This window comes from Mesorhizobium sp. C416B, from assembly GCF_030323165.1.
GTDB lineage: Bacteria > Pseudomonadota > Alphaproteobacteria > Rhizobiales > Rhizobiaceae > Mesorhizobium.
The window spans coordinates 4,145,962-4,163,585 of the sequence record NZ_CP100471.1; the positions used below are offsets into that span (position 1 = coordinate 4,145,962).

Below are 17,624 nucleotides of genomic sequence, written 5' to 3' on the forward strand. Positions count from 1 at the left end.
TCAGGAAAATCATAGACAGTTAAGGAACGGCGCGCACAATTCGGTGTTGGGAGGAATGGAGAATCAACTAGGCCAAGGGGCTGTCATGCGCGATCATTCCGAAATGGACCTGATGCTCAAGGGGTATGGCCTGACCACGGCCAAGATTCTGTACCATTTTCCCGACCACCCGCATCTGCTGCAGAGCTTCATCTGGCAGGATTACGATCTGGCGCCGAAGTTTCCGGTGCTGATCAAGTTCATCGAGTTCTGGAAGGCCAGGCTCGACGGGCCGCTGCATTCGATCAGCTACACGCACCAGAAGCTGATCGCGCCGAACGAATGGCGGAAGGTGGATGGGGAGTTCGTGCTGCACTGAGCGGCAGTATAGCTGATCTCCCCCGCAAGGGGGGAGATTGGCAGCTTCAACGTCGTGCGATCACACCGCAGGCGGGTTCAGTCGGGCGAAACCTTCCTGGCGGCGATAAGGGAAGTACGGGTAGGGCGCGGTCACTTCGCTTGCGGCGTCGAGCTTTTTGACCTGCTCCGGCGTCAATGCCCAGCCGACGGCGCCGAGGTTCTGGCGCAGCTGTTCCTCGTTGCGGGCGCCGATGATGACCGAGGACACGGTCGGGCGCCGCAACAGCCAGTTGATGGCGATCTGCGGCACGGTCTTGCCGGTCTCTTCAGCCATCGCATCAAGCGCATCCATGACCCGGTAGAGATGTTGGTCCGCGACCGGCGGGCCGAAATCGGCGGTGTCGTGCAGCCGGCTCTTTTCCGGCAGGGGCTGGCCGCGGCGGATCTTGCCGGTCAGGCGGCCCCAGCCGAGCGGGCTCCACACCAGCGCGCCGATGCCCTGGTCGATACCGAGCGGCATCAGCTCCCATTCATAGTCGCGACCGACCAGCGAGTAGTAGACCTGATGCGCGGCGTAGCGCGGATAAGCATGCTTGTCAGCTTCCGCCAGCGATTTCATCACCTGCCAGCCGGAGAAGTTGGAGACGCCGACATAGCGCAGCTTGCCGGCGCGCACGAGGTCGTCCAGCGTCGACAACACCTCCTCGATCGGCGTGCCGGCATCGAAGGCGTGCAGCTGCAACAGGTCGATGTAATCGGTGCCCATGCGCTTCAGGGCGGCGTCGACGGCTTTGATCAGCCGCGAGCGCGACGAGCCGTAGTCGGCCGGTCTGTCGCCCATCGGCAGCGAAGTCTTGGTCGAGATCAGCACCGCGTCGCGGCGGCCTTTGATGGCTTCGCCAAGCACTTCCTCGGAGGCGCCGTTCGAATAGACATCGGCGGTGTCGAACAGATTGACGCCGGCCTCGAGGCAGATGTCGATCAGCCGCCGCGCTTCCTTGGCATCGCTGTTGCCCCAGGCCCCGAACAGCGGCCCGGAGCCGCCGAAAGTGCCGGCGCCGAAAGAGAGTGCGGGCACTTTCAGGCCCGATGCGCCGAGACGTCGATAATCCATTTTATGCTCCTTGATGATGTCGAAGAAGGATTGCGCGTGATGCTCATGACTGGGCGCAGACCGGCACCCCGATTGTGGGGGCGCGATCGAGGCGCAGCGCCAGGGCAGCGACGCCAAGAGCCGCGACCGGCAGCAAAGCGGCGATCCAGGTTAGTGAGCCGAGGCCGAGGTCATGGGCAATCACCGCGCCGCCAAGCCAAGCGCCGGCGGCATTGCCGAGGTTGAAGGCGGCGATGTTGAAGGACGAGGCGAGGCTCTGGCCCGCGCCTTGCGCCTTTTCCAGCACCCACATCTGCAGCGGCGCCACGGTGGCGAAGGCGGCGGCACCAAGCAGGCCGACATAGATGACGGCCAGGATTTGGCTGTGGACGGCGAAGGTCATTGTGGCCAGCACCAACGCCAGCACCACGAGGCTGCCGAGCACCGCCGGCACCAGCCAGCGGTCGGCGACCTTGCCGCCAAGCAGATTGCCGGCGATAAGACCGCCACCGAAGACGAGCAGGATCGGCGACACGGCGGCTTCCCCAAAACCGGTGATCTCGGTGAGCAGCGGGGCGATGTAGGTGAAGACGGCGAAGACGCCGGCATAGCCGAGCACGGTGGTGGCGAGGCCGAGCAGCACCGGCGTGCGGCGCAGCACTGCGAGGTCGGCGCGCAGATTGGTCTTCTCGGGCGCTTCCTTGCTGCGCGGCACCAGAAGCAGGATGACGGCAAAGGCTGCCAAGCCGACCAGGGTTACGGCCCAGAAAGTGGCGCGCCAGCCGAAGGTCTGGCCGAGCCAAGTGCCGAAGGGCACGCCGAGGATGTTGGCGATAGTCAGGCCGGTGAACATCAGCGCGATCGCCGAGGCTTTCTTGTTGGGCGCGACCAGGCCGGTGGCGACCACCGAGCCGACGCCAAAGAAAGTGCCATGGGCAAAGGCGGTGATGATGCGGGCGCCCATCAGCGTCCAGTAGTCGGGGGCGATCGCACAGGCGAGGTTGCCGAGCGTGAAGATCGCCATAAGGGCCAGAAGGACGGTCTTGCGGGGCCAGTTGCCGGTGGCGATGGTCAAAAGCGGCGCGCCGATGACGACGCCCAACGCGTAGCCCGAAATCAACTGGCCGGCGGCCGAGATCGAGACTCCGAGATCTTTGCTGACATCGATCAGCAGCCCCATGATGACGAATTCGGTGACACCGATGCCGAAGGCGCCGGCAGCGAGGGCGTAGAGAGCAAGAGGCATGGCGGTTTCCAGTTCGAACTCGATGAACGCGACCAGACCCGCGCCCCGACCGCAGAGATCGTGTTGCCATGCCTTGTGAACCAGACTTGCCTTGGGCATATTTCCTGTGAAATAGATTCACAAATGGCCAGACCCGATATCAGCCGTTCCGGCGAGATCGAAGTGTTCGTCCGCGTCGTCGAGGCGGGCAGTTTCTCGGCTGCGGCTCGTTCGCTGCGTATGACACCGTCGGCGGTGAGCAAGCTGATCGCGCGACTGGAGGCAAGGCTCGGCGCGCGGCTGGTCACGCGCTCGACGCGCAAGCTGCAGCTGACGCCGGAAGGGACGGCGTTCTATGACAGCGGGGTGCGCATCCTGGCCGATATGGCGGCGGCCGAGCGCGAGGCGGCCGTGGGTGCCGCGCCGCGCGGACGGCTGCGCGTCAACTCCTATGTGCCCTTCGGGGTGCATCGGCTGATCCCGCTGCTGCCTGATTTCCTCGAACGCTACCCCGGGATTTCGGTCGATCTGGTGCTGACCGACAGCGTCATCGATTTGATGGCTGAGCGTGCCGACGTCGCCATCCGCGCCGGGCCGCTCGGCGAGTCGCGGCTGGTGGCGCGCAAGCTCGGGCAAAGCCGGATGACAGTCGTTGCCGCACCGTCCTATCTCAAGACGCATGGCACGCCGCTGGTTCCAGCAGATCTCGACCGGCACAATCGCATGGCTTTCGGCTTTGTCCGGCATGTCGATGGCTGGTCGTTTGTCGATGCAACCGGGAACGCCGTCATGGTGCCGATCACCGGAAACACGCTGGTCGGCGATGGCGAGTCGATGCGGTTGATGGCGGTCGGCGGCGCCGGCATCGCCCGGCTGGCACACTGGCATGTGGCCGATGACATCGCGGCGGGGCGGCTGACGGCGCTGCTGGAGGATTTCAATCCGGGCGACGAGGAGCCTACCCACGCCGTCTATGTCGGCCAGGGCCGGCATTTGCCCGCACGGGTGCGGGCGTTTCTCGACTTTCTGGTCGAGAGCGTGCGGATGAGCTGAAAAGACGTTGGGGAGCCAGATGACCCCCCAAGCATCAGGCGACAGCGATGACTATTTCTTCGGGGTGAACGGCGCCGGGCGGCGACCGGCGCCCTGACGCTCCAGCATCCAGCCGGGATATTCGGCCGGCAGCGCGCTGACCTCATCCAGTTTGGCGAGATCGTCGGCGTCGAGCTTCACCTCGGCCGCGGCTAGGTTCTGCTCGAGCTGCTCCATGCGGCTGGCGCCGATGATGACGCTCATGACGAAAGGTTTGGCCAGGACATAACCGAGCGCGACCGTAGCGACGCTGACATCGTGCTTTTTGGCGATGTCGCGCATGACGGCGACGGCTGCCCAGGCGCGGTCCTCATCGACCGGCGGGAAGTTGAAGGCGGCGCGGCGGCCCTCGCCATTGCCGGGCGCGCCGGGACCGTATTTGCCCGACAGCAGGCCGCCGGCCATCGGCGACCAGACCATCAGGCCGAGCTTTTCCTCGTTGATGAGCGGCACGATCTCACGCTCGAGATCGCGGCCGGCGATCGAGTAATAGGACTGGATGGTCTCGAAGCGGGAGAACCCCTTGCGCTCGGCAATGCCCAGAGCCTTGGCGATGCGCCATGCCTGCCAGTTGGAGACGCCGACATAGCGAACCTTGCCGCTGGCAACCAGGTCATCAAGTGCCCGTAGCGTCTCGTCGATCGGCGTCACCGTATCGGTGCCGTGCAACTGATAGAGGTCGATATGGTCGAGCTGCAGCCGCTCCAGGCTGCCCTCGACCGAATCCATGATGTGGCCTCGCGAAGAGCCGCGCTCGTTCGGGCCCTGGCCCATGGCGCCATGCACCTTGGTGGCAATGACGACGTCCGAGCGCTTGACGCCGAGATCCCTGAGCGACTGGCCGAGCAGGCGCTCGGACTGGCCGAAGGAGTAGACGTCGGCGGTGTCGAAGAAATTGACGCCGGCGGCGATCGAACGGCCAACGATGTCGTTGACGCCCTTCTGGTCGAGGCTGGCGATCAGACCCCATTGGGCATTCTCGCCGGCGGCGCCGAAGGTCATTGTGCCGAGGCAGAGTTCCGAGACGAACATCCCCGTATTTCCGAGTTGATTGTAGCGCATGGTGGCTCCAGCAGATTGGTGATGACGCCAAGCAAATAGGAACGGCGCGTTTCGTTTCCAGTGATGGCGCAATGGACGCGTCGCGTCTGGCATCATGGAACCTTAGCCACGCCGGGCATTCGCTGGGGTTGTCCGGTGGATCATAATTGCTCGGAACGGAAACGTTGGAGATTAGCCGAAACGTTTCTCACTTCGTCATCCACGGGCGGAGCAGCCGCGGAGCGGCGTCGCGAAGACCCGAGGATCCATGCCGCGACCCTGACCAAAGGGCGCGGCGGAGCAGAAATTCTTCACTGCAGCGGAGCTCAGATGTCGCGGCATGGATCCTATGGTCTGCGCCGCGTCGCTTCGCTCCTTGCTTCGCCATAGGATGACGAAAGCACGATCGCCCGCTGCCAATCGTATATCGTCGAAATTGGCTTACCGGCTCCCAAAAATCGCCGAGCCGACGCGGACGCTGGTGGCGCCGAAGGCTATGGCGGTCTCGAAGTCGCCGGACATGCCCATCGACAGTTTTGCGACCCCGGCTTCCTTGCCGAGCTTTTCCAGCAGGGCGAAATGCGGGCCGGGGTTTTCGTCGGCCGGCGGGATGCACATCAGGCCTTCGATGGCGAGGCCATGGACATCGCGGCAGCGGGCGACGAAGGCGACGGCGTCGCGCGGCTCGATGCCGGCCTTTTGCGGCTCCGAGCCGGTATTGACCTGGACGTAGAGTTTCGGCGTGCGGCCCTGGCGCACGATTTCCTTGGCGAGTTCGGCGGCGATCTTTTCGCGGTCGACGGTCTCGATGACGTCGGCGAGAGCGACGGCTTCCCTCGCCTTGTTCGACTGCAGCGGGCCGATCAGATGCAGTTCGATATTAGGGAATTCCGCTTTCAAGGCCGGCCATTTGCCTTGCGCTTCCTGCACGCGGTTTTCGCCGAAGACGCGCTGGCCAGCCTCGATGACCGGGCGGATGACGTCGGCCTCAAAAGTCTTCGACACCGCAACCAGCGTCACCGAACCGGCGTCGCGGCCGGCCTCGCGCTCGGCGGCAGCGATCCTCGTCTTGACGGCGAAAAACTGTTCGACGGCGCTGGCCATGTCCATATCCTGCCTGTCTTTAATCGTCTTGGCCGGCTCGCCGCAGTTGACGGGTCCGGCAATCCATGGTGAACACCGCGACGACATTTACCTTGGCCACCGGGCCTTGTCCGGCGGTCTGCGCCTGCTTTTAAGTGAAAATCATCCGATGGCAACCGAACGATACAATCCGCGCGCGTCAGAGCCCAAATGGCAGAAGGCCTGGGCCGAAAAGAAGCTGTTCGAAGCGCATAACAACGATCCAAAGCCGAAATACTACGTGCTGGAGATGTTCCCCTATCCCTCGGGGAAGATCCATATCGGCCACACCCGCAACTACACGATGGGCGATGTGGTGGCGCGCTACAAGCGGGCCAAGGGCTTCAACGTGCTGCACCCGATGGGCTGGGACGCTTTCGGCATGCCGGCCGAAAACGCGGCGATGCAGAACAAGGTCCATCCCAAGGAATGGACCTACGCCAACATCGCCGCCATGCGCGAGCAGCTCAAGATGATGGGCCTGTCGCTGGACTGGGCGCGTGAGTTCGCCACCTGCGACGTCGACTATTACCACCGCCAGCAGATGCTGTTCCTCGACTTCGTCGAAAAGGGGCTGGTGACGCGCAAATCCTCCAAGGTCAACTGGGACCCGGAGGACATGACGGTGCTCGCCAACGAGCAGGTCATCGACGGCCGTGGCTGGCGCTCGGGCGCGCTGGTCGAACAGCGCGAGCTGACGCAGTGGTTCTTCAAGATCACCGACTACGCGCAGGACCTGCTGGACTCGCTGAATGGTCTCGGCGAGTGGCCGGAAAAGGTCAAGCTGATGCAGCAGAACTGGATCGGCCGCTCGGAAGGGCTGCTGATCCGCTGGCCGCTGGCCGCTCCGGTTGGCGATGCGAAGGAACTGGAGGTCTACACGACCAGGCCCGACACCATTTTCGGCGCGTCGTTCATGGCGGTTGCCGCCGACCATCCGCTGGCCAGGAAGGCCGCCGAGACCAATCTCGATCTGGCCAAGTTCATCGACGAAATCAGGCATATGGGCACGTCGGTGGCCGCACTGGAGACGGCCGAGAAGAAAGGTTTCGACACCGGCATCCGCGTCGTGCATCCGTTCGACGACTCGTGGACCCTGCCGGTCTACGTCGCGAATTTCGTTTTGATGGAATACGGCACCGGCGCCATATTCGGCTGCCCGTCGGGCGACCAGCGCGACCTCGATTTCGCCAACAGATACGGCCTGCCGGTGATCCCGGTGGTGATGCCGGAAGATGCCGACGCCAAGACCTTCCAGGTCACGGAAGAGGCCTATGTCGATGACGGCGTGATGATCAATTCGCGTTTCCTCGACGGCCTGAAGCCGGAGCAGGCGTTCGACGAGGTGGCAAAGCTCCTGGAGCAGAAGACCATCGGCGGCCGGCCAATGGCGGAGCGCAAGGTGAACTTCCGCTTGCGCGACTGGGGCATTTCGCGTCAGCGCTACTGGGGCTGCCCGATCCCGATGATCCATTGCGAGGATTGCGGCGTCGTGCCGGTGCCGAAGGCCGACCTGCCCGTCAAGCTGCCCGACGACATCGAGTTCGACCGTCCCGGCAATCCGCTCGACCGCCACCCGACCTGGCGGCATGTGAAGTGCCCGCAATGCGGCAAGGATGCGCGCCGCGAGACCGACACGATGGACACGTTCGTCGATTCGTCCTGGTATTTCGCGCGCTTCACCGCGCCCTGGACCAACGAGCCGACGGAGCCGAAGGCTGCCGATGACTGGCTGGCCGTCGACCAGTATATTGGCGGCATCGAGCACGCGATCCTCCATCTGCTCTATTCGCGCTTCTTCACCCGCGCCATGCGCGCGACCGGGCATCTCGACCTGGCCGAGCCGTTCAAGGGCCTGTTCACGCAAGGCATGGTGGTGCATGAGACCTACCGCGTCGGCGGTGCGTCGAACAATGGCCGCTGGCTGTCGCCGGCTGAGGTCAGGATCGAGGATGTCGGCGGCAAGCGCCGCGCCATCGAGATCGCCACCGGCGAAGAGGCGGCGATCGGCTCACTCGAAAAGATGTCGAAGTCGAAGAAGAATACGGTAAGCCCGGAAGACATCACCGACGGCTACGGCGCCGACACCGCACGCTGGTTCATGCTGTCGGATTCGCCGCCCGAGCGCGACGTCGAATGGACGGACGATGGCGCCGCCGGCGCACATCGCTTCATCCAGCGTGTCTGGCGCCTGGTGTCCATTGCCGCCGAGACGCTTGACGGCGCCAAGCCGCAGGCGGCGCCGGAGGGCGAGGCGGGGGCCGTTTCCAAGGCCGCGCACAAGATCCTGAAGGCTATCGGCGAGGATATCGAGAAGCTCGGCTTCAACCGGGCCATCGCCCGCATCTACGAACTGGCCAATGCCTTGACCGCGCCGCTCAACGACGTCGCCGAGGGCAAGGCCGACGCGGCGCTGAAAGGCGCCTGCCGCGAGGCGGTGGAGATCCTTGTGCATGTGGTCGCGCCGGTCATGCCGCATCTGGCTGAAGAGTGCTGGCACACGCTCGGCGGCACCGATCTGGTCGCCGAACGGCCTTGGCCGGTCTACGATCCGGCACTGGTGGTCGACAACGAGATCGTGCTGCCGGTTCAGGTCAACGGCAAGAAGCGCGGCGATTTGACAATTGCCCGCGACGCGGACCAAGGTGCGGTCGAAAAAGCGGTTCTGGCTCTCGACTTCGTGCAGAAAGCGCTGGAAGGTAAGGCGCCCCGCAAGGTGATCATCGTGCCGCAGAGGATCGTCAATGTCGTTGCCTGATTTCAAAAAGACGGGGCTTGACTTCGGAAAGACGACGCATGTGCTGCGCCGCACCGCGCTCTGCGGGCTGGTGGCCTCGATGACGCTGGTTTCGGCCTGCACGGTCAGGCCGCTCTATTCGAGCGCGCCGCTGACGGCAGGCTCGACTGTCAGCGCGTCGGCGGAGCTCGCCTCGATCGCGGTCAAGCCGGTCAAGACCCGCTATGCCCAGCAGGTCCGCAACAATCTGATCTTCGCCTTCGGCCAGGGTGCCGGCGAGCCGCCGGCGCCGGTCTACATGCTCGATCTCGGCGTCACCGAACTGGTCGAATCGGCCGCGGTGGTGCAGATCCAGACCGACGAAGACGAGCCGACGGCAGGCACGGTGACGCTGACCGCAAACTATGTGCTGACCGATGCCAGGACCGGCGTGGTGATCGCCACCGGCAAGCGGTCGATCCCATCATCCTTCGACAAGCCGACGCAGGAGTTCGCTTCCTACCGGGCGCAGCTCGACGCTGAGAACCGCGCCGCGCGTGAACTGGCTGAAATGGTGAGCCTGTCCGTCGCCCAGGACTTGGTCAGGCACGGCAAGAAGGCCTGAGCATTCCCTGGCGCTGCCAACTAGACTTTTAGCAGTCCGCAACAAAAAGGCCGGTTTCCCGGCCTTTTTTCGTTTGTATCGAACCGATCTCAGCCGATCTTCTGGCCGGTCTTGGCCCAGTCGGCAGCGAACTGATCCAGGCCCTTGTCGGTCAACGGGTGCTTGACCAGCGCCTTCAGCGTCGCGGCCGGCGCGGTAACGACATCGGCGCCGATCAGGGCTGCCTGCTTGACGTGGTTCACGGTGCGAACCGAAGCGACGAGGATCTCGGTGTCGAAATCGTAATTGTCGTAGATCTGCCGGATCTCCTGGATCAGTTCCATGCCGTCCGCGCCGGTATCGTCGACGCGGCCGACGAAGGGCGAGATGAACGAGGCGCCGGCCTTGGCCGCCAGCAGCGCCTGGTTGGCCGAGAAGCACAGCGTTACATTGACCATGCGGTTCATCTCGGTGCGGATCGTCTTGCAGGCGCGCAGGCCGTCGAGCGTCAGCGGCACCTTGATGCAGACATTGTCGGCGATCTTGGCCAGGATGTTGGCCTCGGCCATCATGTCCTTGTATTCGATCGCAACGACCTCGGCCGAAACCGGGCCTTTGACGATGTCGCAGATCTGCTTGGTGACCTCGGCGATCTTGCCGCCGGATTTCAGGATCAGCGAGGGATTGGTGGTCACGCCGTCGAGCAGCCCCAGGTCGTTCAGTTCCTTGATGTCCTTGATGTCAGCGGTGTCGACAAAAAATTTCATGGGGGTCTCCTGAAAGATTTCCATGTGCATGCCATGCACATTCCGGGTTGCCCTTTGATCTAGACCAAAGTCGGGGCAAGGTCACGCCCGATGATCGAAGATTCGCCCTTTGTCGCAGCCGCGCCGGTGCTGGTGCCGATGCCGGCCGAACGGCCCTACACCTACGCTGTGCCTGCCGGCGTGCGCGTGGTGCCGGGCTCGATCGTGCGCGTGCCGCTCGGTCCGCGCCAGGTTGCCGGCATCGTCTGGGATGGTGCGGTCGAGAATATCGACGCCAAAAAGCTGCGCCCGATCGAACAGGTCTTCGACTGCCCGCCGATCGACCGCGGCATGCGCCGCTTCGTCGACTGGCTGGCGCAATACACGCTGTCGCCGCCCGGCATGGTGGCGCGCATGCTGTTGCGCGCGCCGGAGGCGTTCGATCCCGAACCATGGATCGAGGGCCTGCAGCGGACCCTCGTCATGCCCGACCGGATGACGGATGCCAGGACGCGCGTGCTGGAGACGGCGGAAGGGGGGCTTGCCTGGACGCGATCCGGCCTGGCGCACGCGGCGGGCGTGTCGTCGACGGTGGTCGAGGGGCTCAAGGTGCAAGGCGTGTTCGAGACGGTGATGATCCCGCCTCGACCGGTGGTCGCCGCGCCCGATCCCTCCTACGCCATGCCGGAGCTGATGCCGGACCAGGCAGACGCGGCCGCCATGCTGCGCGCCAATGTCGCGGCCGCTGCTTTCAACGTCACGCTGCTCGACGGCGTCACCGGCTCGGGCAAGACGGAAGTTTATTTCGAGGCGGTGGCGGCAGCCCTCGACCAGGGCAAGCAGGTGTTGATCCTTTTGCCGGAGATCGCGCTGACGCATGCCTTCCTGGAACGCTTTCAGCAGCGCTTCGGCGCCAAGCCGGCGGAATGGCATTCCGACCTGCCGCCCCGAATGCGCGAAAAGGTCTGGCGACAGGTGGCGGAAGGCGGCGTGCGCGTCGTCGCCGGCGCACGCTCGGCGCTGTTCCTGCCGTTCCGCGAGCTCGGGCTGATCGTCGTCGACGAGGAGCACGACCCTGCCTACAAGCAGGAGGACCGTGTCTTCTACAATGCCCGCGACATGGCGGTGGTGCGCGGCCATATCAGCGGCTTCCCGGTGGTGCTGGCGTCGGCGACGCCGTCGGTCGAAAGCCGGGTCAATGCGAGCCAAGGTAAATACGATAGAGCGGTTCTCTCTGCCCGCTTCGCGGAGGCGGCGCTTCCGCATCTCAAATCGATCGACATGCGGCGCGCGCCGCCCGCGCGCGGGGGGTTTCTGTCGCCGCTGCTGATCGGTGAGATGCAACGTACGCTGGAGAAGAAGGAACAGTCGCTGCTGTTCCTCAACCGGCGCGGCTACGCGCCGCTGACGCTGTGCCGCGTCTGCGGCCACCGCTTCGGCTGCCCGGTCTGTTCGGCCTGGCTGGTCGAGCACCGCTTTCGCGGCCAACTCGTCTGCCATCATTGCGGGCACAATGAGAAGCGGCCAGAGGCTTGTCCGGAATGCGGCACGCTCGACCATCTGGTGGCCTGCGGGCCGGGCATCGAGCGGATAGCCGAAGAAGTCGTGGCGCATTTCCCCGACGCGCGCACGATCGTCCTGTCATCCGATTTGATGGGCGGGGTGCGCCGGCTGCGGCTGGAGCTCGAGGCCATCGCCAATGGCGAGGCCGACATCGTCATCGGCACGCAGCTGGTCGCCAAGGGCCATAACTTTCCCAACATGACGCTGGTCGGCGTCGTCGATGCCGATCTCGGCCTCGCCAATGGCGATCCGCGCGCCGCTGAGCGCACCTTCCAATTGCTCAGCCAGGTGACTGGACGCGCCGGCCGCACCGGCAAGAAGAGCCTCGGCCTGCTGCAGACTTTCCAGCCGGACCATCCGGTGATGCGGGCGATCGTCTCGGGCGATGCCGAGGCCTTTTACGAACGCGAGATCACTGAGCGCGAACGGGCAGCCCTGCCGCCCTTCGGCAGGCTTGCCGGCGTCATCGTCAGTGCGGTAACGCGGGCCGAGGCCGAAGGCCACGCGCGCGGCCTGCGCCGTGCAGCACCCCAGGCCAGCGACCTGTTCGTGCTCGGTCCGGCCGAGGCGCCGCTGTCGCTGCTCGGTGGGCGCCATCGTTTCCGCTTGCTGATCCAGGGTGAAAAGCGCGCCGACATCCAAGGCTTCATCCGCACCATGCTGGCCGAAGGGCCGAAGCAGCGCGGCTCGGTCCGCGTGCAGGTCGACATCGATCCGCAGAGCTTCTTGTAAGCACAAAGGCTGACGCCGCCGCCGGCCGCCCGTAAGCCGTTTGTCAAGAAAACTCAGCATCTTAGTGCCGGCTAAAATGCGCGCCGTTCATGTACCCGGCTCCCATCCGTTCGCTGACTAATCCTGATTTGAAAAGCCACAAAATAAATGTTGACTCGTTTTATCATGAATTATAACTGGGCCTTTCCGCTCTGGCGCTGGGGACCAGGGCATGGATGGGGACATCATGCGCAGATTTTTCAGTACGCTTCTTTGGTCATCGGCTTTGGGTTCGTCGATTATGGCAGGCGCGGCATTTGCCCAGGAAGCCGCTCCGACGGACCAGCAGGGAGCCACCGTGCTCGATCAGATACTGGTCACCGGCCGCAATGAAAGGTCGATTTCCAGCGTCGCCCAGTCTGTCCAGGTCGTGGAACAGGAGCAGGTCGAGGAAGCCGCGCAGGAAAATATCGACGCCGCGACGCTGATCAGCCGCATCGTTCCCGGCTACGCGCCGCGCAACCAGACCATTTCGGGCGCCTCGGAAACCTTCCGCGGCCGCAGCGTTCTCATCATGGTCGACGGTGTGCCGCGCAACACACCGCTGCGGGACGTCTCACGCATCCTGTCGATGATCGACCTGAATTCGGTCGAGCGCATCGAAGTCATCAATGGCGCGTCCAGCCTTTATGGCGCCGGCGCCACCGGCGGCACGATCAACTTCATCACCAAGCGCGGCGACAGCGACAAGCCGAAGGTGACGGTGCGCACCGGCGTCACCGCCTTCACCGAAAACCCCGGCAAGTCGGCCGGGCCAAGCACCAGTGTCTCAGTCGAGGGCAAGAAAGGCGATTTCGACTATTTCTTCTCGGCGTCCGGTGATCTGTCGCGCCGCACCTATGACGGCCACGGCAACGAGGTGGCTTCCGACGCCATGCTTGGGCAAGGCGGCGGCGACCGCACCGGCAGGGGCAATCTCTTCGGCGTGGCCGGCTACCAGTTCGATTCCAGGCGCTTCGAGGCCAGCGTCGACTGGACCTATGCCAACCAGAAGCCGGACTGGTTCACCGATTACACGACCAATCCCGTCTCCCCGGATTTCGGCGATCCCTATGAAGGCAAGCCGCTGAAGGAAGATACGAAATATCTGACCGCCAAATACACCGACAGCGACTTCGCGCTCGGAAACCTCGAGGTCAAGGCGTTCTACAACGACATCTTCAAGCAGTCGCCCTTTACCAAATTCTCGGCCGTCAACAGCCAGGTGTATTTACCGACGAACCCGACGCGGCCGGTGATCCTGCCGCCGGGTACGGACCCGACCGCCGACTTCAACCAGACGGCGCTGCAATCGCGGCGCAGCGGCGTCAACCTGACCGTCAACACGCCGATGGACTTTATCACTCAGGGCAGCACGCTGACCTGGGGCGCCGACTACGTCTTCGATGCCACCGATCAGCAGCTGACCAACGGTCAGGACGCCATCTCGCCCACGACCCAGAACTCGGTTGCCTTGTTTGCGCAAGGCGAAATTCCGGTGACGGATCGCTTTCGCATCAGCGGCGGCGCGCGCTACGACCAGTTTTATCTCAATGTTGAAGACTTCACCCGGCCTGCCGCTGCCGTTCTGCTCGGCCGCAACATTATCGGCCTGCCGGCGATCCAGGTGACCGGCGGCTCGTTCGACTACGACGCCGTCACCTTCAACGCCGGCGCCGTCTACGATCTGACCGAAAGGATGCAGCTTTTCGGCAATTTCTCGCAAGGCTACAGCCTGACCGACATTGGCGGCTTCACCCGCCGGGCCGGGTTGAACTCCAACGCCGAAACCTGCGACGCCTATGGCACCGCCATCCGGCCGCTGCTGCCATGCACCAACGCGCCGGATTACGCGATCAGCTATGCCGATATCGCGCCTGAACCCCAGCTGGTGAACACCTGGGAAGCCGGTCTGCGCGGCGATTGGGGCGACTATCGCGGCGGCGTCAGCACCTATCTGTCGACCTCGGACAACGGCGTCAGCTACGACATCGTCAACAACCGGGTATCGCAGCAGAAGGAACGTATCTGGGGGGTCGAAGCCAATCTCGAGGCAGACCTCAGCGGCATGTTCACGCTGGGCGGATCGGTCGGCTATGTCGAAGGCAAATACGACGCGGATCACGACGGCCACATCGAAGCTAACGAATATCTGCCCAACAACCGTATCCCCTCGACCTACAAGGGCCTGGTCTATCTCACCACCCGTTTCGAGAACGAGCTGACCCTGCGCAGCGAGTTGGAGCTGTTTTCCGGGCGCGACCGCATCGCCACCCAGGAACTGGACGGTGCAGCACTGGTCAATCTTGCAGTCTCGAAGACGTTCGCCAATGAGAGTGTGCTGAACCTTGCCGTGCGCAATGTGTTCGACACCTACTACATCAACCCTTCCGCATCGGCGACCCGCGGCGCCGACGTTCCGGGTCTGGGACGTTCGGTTGCGTTGTCCTACCAGATCACATTCTGAGGGGCGGCGGTGGCGGTGTCTCTCCAACGAAACGGTGCATTAGTCTCGCTGCTGGCAGAAGCGCCAGCCGATCCGGCGGATGGCGCGCGCTATATCGAGGCGCTCGGCCGCCTTTCGCAGGAACGGGAGCCGTTCGTGCTCCTGGTCGATATCCGCATCGAGATCGCGCTGAGCGACGCCCAGCGCAAGGCGCAAAACCTCTGGTACAAGGCGGAACGCGAGCAGCTCGAAAAAGCCTGCCGCGCCTGTGCGCTGGTGCGCCCCGCCGCCGACGAGAACATGCAGCGCGTCTGGCAAAGCCTGTTCGGCTTTCCAGTGCTCGTCACCCGCAGCCGGGCGGAGGCCGGCGCCTTCCTGAACGGTTACGCACCGAAGGACTATGTCAAATGAGCGCCGACGCAGACCGGCCGGCGCCCGCCGGGCTTTCGCGCCTGCGGCTTTTCGTCGTTCTCGCCTGCCTTTATCTGGCGCAGGCCATCCCGAGCTATCTGTTTGCCGCGGCGATCCCGCCGATCCTGCGCGAGCAGGGCGTGTCGCGCACCGCCATTGGCTCGATGGCGCTGCTGATGCTGCCGCTGGTGCTGAAATTCCTCTGGGCGCCGCTGGTCGACCGCTTTCGGCCAATGGCCCGCGCCCATCGCGCCGGCTGGGTCATCATCACCCAGATCGGCGTCATCGCCGGCATCGCCGCCATGCTTTGGATCGAGCCGACCGATGTCGCCGGGATCTTTGCCGTCGGCCTTGTCGTGAGCCTGTTGATGTCGACCCAGGACATCGCCACCGACGGCTACGCGGCCAAATATCTCGACCCGAAGGACAGGCCGATCGGCAATGCGATCCAGGGCGGCGCCGTCGCGCTCGGCGTCGTTCTCGGCGGCACGCTCGGCCTGTTGGCTTATCATCATGCCGGCTGGCAAACCATGGTGGCCATGGTGGCCGCGCTGTCCATCATCCCGCTGGTCGCCGCCTTCGCCATGCGCGAGACCGATCCCGTCGCCAGCGCGCCGCAGGCGGCCATCGACCGCCCCTCGATCCTGCGCTTTCTGCGCCGGCCGGAGGCACGCCAGATCCTGTGGATCGCGCTCATCTACCGCGCCAGCGAGGGGCTGGTGAAGTCGATGGAAGGCTCCTATCTCGTCGATGCCGGCGTGCCGCTCGATATCATCGGTTATCTCTCGGGCGGTGCCGCGCTCACCGTCGGGCTCGGCGGCTCGGCGCTGGCGGCGTGGCTGCTGCACAACAGGGGCGCCGCCTCGGTGCTCGGCCTGCTCGGCGCGCTGCGAACCATCTGCTTCTGATCTTCGCGCTGCACGCTTTCGGCGCTATCGCCGGCTTCTGGCCGATCTTCGGCGCCTCGTTCCTGCAGACGCTGGTGCGCTACATGGAGATCGTGGCGCTCTACAGCCTGTTCATGTCCGTCACGTCGTCGGACCAACCCGGCACCGATTTCACCATCCTGTCCTGCGCCCAGCTCATCGTCTACCTCGTCGGCTCCATGCTTGCCGGCCGCCTTGCCGACATGCTCGGCTACTCCGCGTTGTTCACCCTGGCGACAGTGCTGTCGGGCATCGCCGTGGTGGCGACCTATCGCATGCTGAATGCCCATTTCGCCGATGCCGCAAAGACCCAGCCAGGAACGCCGATGCCGCTGCCGAAGGTCGCCGAATGAGTGCGGGTTCGCTAGTGCTTATGAACCATGGCTGCAAGACCGGCTGCGGCCAGAGCCAGCGCCGCGCAGCCGGCCAGCGGCGCAAAGGGCCAGAGCGTGAAGGCGAAGCCGCCGGCCAATGCGCCGATGCTCTGGCCGAGCACATGGGTGCTGGTGAGCCAGCCGGCCGCCGCGCCCTGCTCGCCGGGCTCCAGGCGCTTCATCAGCCAGGCGGTGTAGCCGGGTGTCGCCAGGGCAATGCCGGCCGCCGCCACCACCAGAGACGCTGCCGAGGCAACATGGCTGGCCGTGACGGCCAGCGCCGTCATGCCGACGCAAACCATGAGACAGCCGACGATGACGCTGTTGCGCTCCGCCAGCCGCAGGCGCGCCATGAGCAGTCCCTGGACCAGAACCATGACGACGGCGACCAGCATCAGGGCCAGGCCGGTCAACGTCGTGGCCTGCGTCGCACCAAGGCCAAAACGCTGCTGGGTCATCGGGCCGAGCATCATCTGCACCTGTCCGAAGCCGAGCGTCAGGCACAAGCCCATCGCCAGGCAAGGCAGAGCGCGGCGATCGAAGGGCGATATTCCACGGCCGACGTCGGCCGCCCTGCCGTCGGTCCGTCCGCCGGCTTCCCCTTTGCCCCGCGCGAGCCACAGCAACAGCGGGCTGAACAGGAACAGGATGGGCGGCAGCAGCGGCGACAGGACGGCAGCCGTTGCCGCCAGCGCGCCGGCCAGCCGCCCCATGCTGACGCCGGCGCCAAGCAGTCCCAGCGCGGCCTGTCGCCTGTCATCGGCAACCGAGCGGCTGGCCCAGACCTGCGCCGTCGGCATGACGCCGGACGCGGCAAAACCGTACACGGTTCGCGAAAGCATCAGCAAAGCGATGCCCAGCGCGGCTCCCGTGCCGGCTATCAGCAGAATGGCGAACACCGCCTGGCCGGCCAGCATGGCGAGGCCGAGCAAGCGCAGCAGCCTGGCATGGCCAAGCCGCTCGCCCATGCGACCCCACAGCGGCGAGCCGACCAGAAAGGCCGCCGCGCCGACAGCAGTTGCCGCGCCGATGGCAAACGTGTCGAGCCTCAGCCGCTCCATCACCAGGGGAACGAGCGATACGAAGGCCGACTGGCCGAACCCGATTGCCGAGACCGCGGTTGCCAGGCGGCGCAGAAGCGAAGATCGATTTTTCATACGGGTCGTCACAAGACCA

At 64.6% G+C, this 17,624-nt stretch carries 13 protein-coding genes and 1 pseudogene; 8 read left to right on the plus strand and 6 right to left on the minus strand.

Annotated features, from left to right (window positions below; translation table 11 throughout):
- The first annotated feature begins 85 nt into the window (after nucleotides 1-85).
- On the plus strand, nucleotides 86-358 hold the full coding sequence (locus NLY43_RS20215; RefSeq protein WP_023668649.1) for an usg protein: 273 nt from the start codon (nucleotides 86-88) through the stop codon (nucleotides 356-358).
- A 60-nt stretch (nucleotides 359-418) separates the two neighbouring features.
- Here NLY43_RS20215 and NLY43_RS20220 read toward each other — a convergent pair whose 3' ends face one another.
- Both NLY43_RS20220 and NLY43_RS20225 read right to left on the minus strand, forming a co-directional pair.
- The gene (locus NLY43_RS20220) at nucleotides 419-1,453 is read right to left on the minus strand and encodes an aldo/keto reductase (RefSeq protein ID WP_023688867.1); all 1,035 of its coding nucleotides are present in this window, start codon (nucleotides 1,451-1,453) and stop codon (nucleotides 419-421) included.
- Between the two features lie 43 nt (nucleotides 1,454-1,496).
- On the minus strand, nucleotides 1,497-2,678 hold the full coding sequence (locus NLY43_RS20225) for an MFS transporter (protein ID WP_286458483.1): 1,182 nt from the start codon (nucleotides 2,676-2,678) through the stop codon (nucleotides 1,497-1,499).
- 123 nt (nucleotides 2,679-2,801) lie between these two features.
- On the opposite strand from NLY43_RS20225, the gene NLY43_RS20230 reads away from it, so the two are divergent.
- Nucleotides 2,802-3,710 carry a LysR family transcriptional regulator gene (locus NLY43_RS20230; RefSeq protein ID WP_023712034.1) on the plus strand — a complete coding sequence of 303 codons (909 nt, stop codon included), beginning with the start codon at nucleotides 2,802-2,804 and terminating at the stop codon, nucleotides 3,708-3,710.
- A 51-nt stretch (nucleotides 3,711-3,761) separates the two neighbouring features.
- Here NLY43_RS20230 and NLY43_RS20235 read toward each other — a convergent pair whose 3' ends face one another.
- Both NLY43_RS20235 and NLY43_RS20240 read right to left on the minus strand, forming a co-directional pair.
- Complete coding sequence (locus NLY43_RS20235) at nucleotides 3,762-4,811, minus strand: aldo/keto reductase (RefSeq protein WP_023700208.1); 1,050 nt, start codon at nucleotides 4,809-4,811, stop codon at nucleotides 3,762-3,764.
- A 420-nt stretch (nucleotides 4,812-5,231) separates the two neighbouring features.
- Nucleotides 5,232-5,894 (minus strand): YggS family pyridoxal phosphate-dependent enzyme, encoded by a 663-nt coding sequence (locus tag NLY43_RS20240; RefSeq protein ID WP_023712033.1) that lies wholly within the window; start codon nucleotides 5,892-5,894, stop codon nucleotides 5,232-5,234.
- A gap of 148 nt (nucleotides 5,895-6,042) precedes the next feature.
- Here NLY43_RS20240 and leuS point away from each other — a divergent pair, with 148 nt between their 5' ends.
- Both leuS and NLY43_RS20250 read left to right on the plus strand, forming a co-directional pair.
- Nucleotides 6,043-8,670, plus strand: coding sequence for a leucine--tRNA ligase (gene leuS, locus NLY43_RS20245; protein WP_023712032.1), 2,628 nt, complete (start codon nucleotides 6,043-6,045; stop codon nucleotides 8,668-8,670).
- Nucleotides 8,657-9,253 carry an LPS assembly lipoprotein LptE gene (locus NLY43_RS20250; RefSeq protein WP_023712031.1) on the plus strand — a complete coding sequence of 199 codons (597 nt, stop codon included), beginning with the start codon at nucleotides 8,657-8,659 and terminating at the stop codon, nucleotides 9,251-9,253. Before leuS ends, NLY43_RS20250 begins: the two co-directional genes overlap by 14 nt.
- An 89-nt stretch (nucleotides 9,254-9,342) precedes the next feature.
- Here the strand turns inward: NLY43_RS20250 and fsa are convergent, their stop codons facing one another.
- A complete protein-coding gene (fsa, locus tag NLY43_RS20255) occupies nucleotides 9,343-9,999 on the minus strand; it encodes a fructose-6-phosphate aldolase (protein ID WP_023684088.1) in 657 nt (218 codons plus the stop codon).
- 90 nt (nucleotides 10,000-10,089) lie between these two features.
- Between fsa and NLY43_RS20260 the strand changes: the two genes are divergently transcribed.
- The 4 genes and pseudogenes from NLY43_RS20260 (at nucleotide 10,090) to NLY43_RS20275 (ending at nucleotide 16,427) form a co-directional block, all read left to right on the plus strand.
- A complete protein-coding gene (locus NLY43_RS20260) occupies nucleotides 10,090-12,273 on the plus strand; it encodes a primosomal protein N' (RefSeq protein ID WP_023712030.1) in 2,184 nt (727 codons plus the stop codon).
- Between the two features lie 280 nt (nucleotides 12,274-12,553).
- A complete protein-coding gene (locus NLY43_RS20265; protein WP_023713435.1) occupies nucleotides 12,554-14,758 on the plus strand; it encodes a TonB-dependent receptor in 2,205 nt (734 codons plus the stop codon).
- A gap of 15 nt (nucleotides 14,759-14,773) precedes the next feature.
- Nucleotides 14,774-15,148 (plus strand): hypothetical protein, encoded by a 375-nt coding sequence (locus tag NLY43_RS20270; RefSeq protein ID WP_155923829.1) that lies wholly within the window; start codon nucleotides 14,774-14,776, stop codon nucleotides 15,146-15,148.
- Nucleotides 15,145-16,427, plus strand: a pseudogene (locus NLY43_RS20275) (MFS transporter). The gene NLY43_RS20270 and the pseudogene NLY43_RS20275 overlap by 4 nt, the downstream one beginning before the upstream one ends.
- 11 nt (nucleotides 16,428-16,438) lie before the next feature.
- Here the strand turns inward: NLY43_RS20275 and NLY43_RS20280 are convergent.
- On the minus strand, nucleotides 16,439-17,605 hold the full coding sequence (locus tag NLY43_RS20280; protein ID WP_023712027.1) for an MFS transporter: 1,167 nt from the start codon (nucleotides 17,603-17,605) through the stop codon (nucleotides 16,439-16,441).
- Between the last annotated feature and the right edge of the window lie 19 nt (nucleotides 17,606-17,624).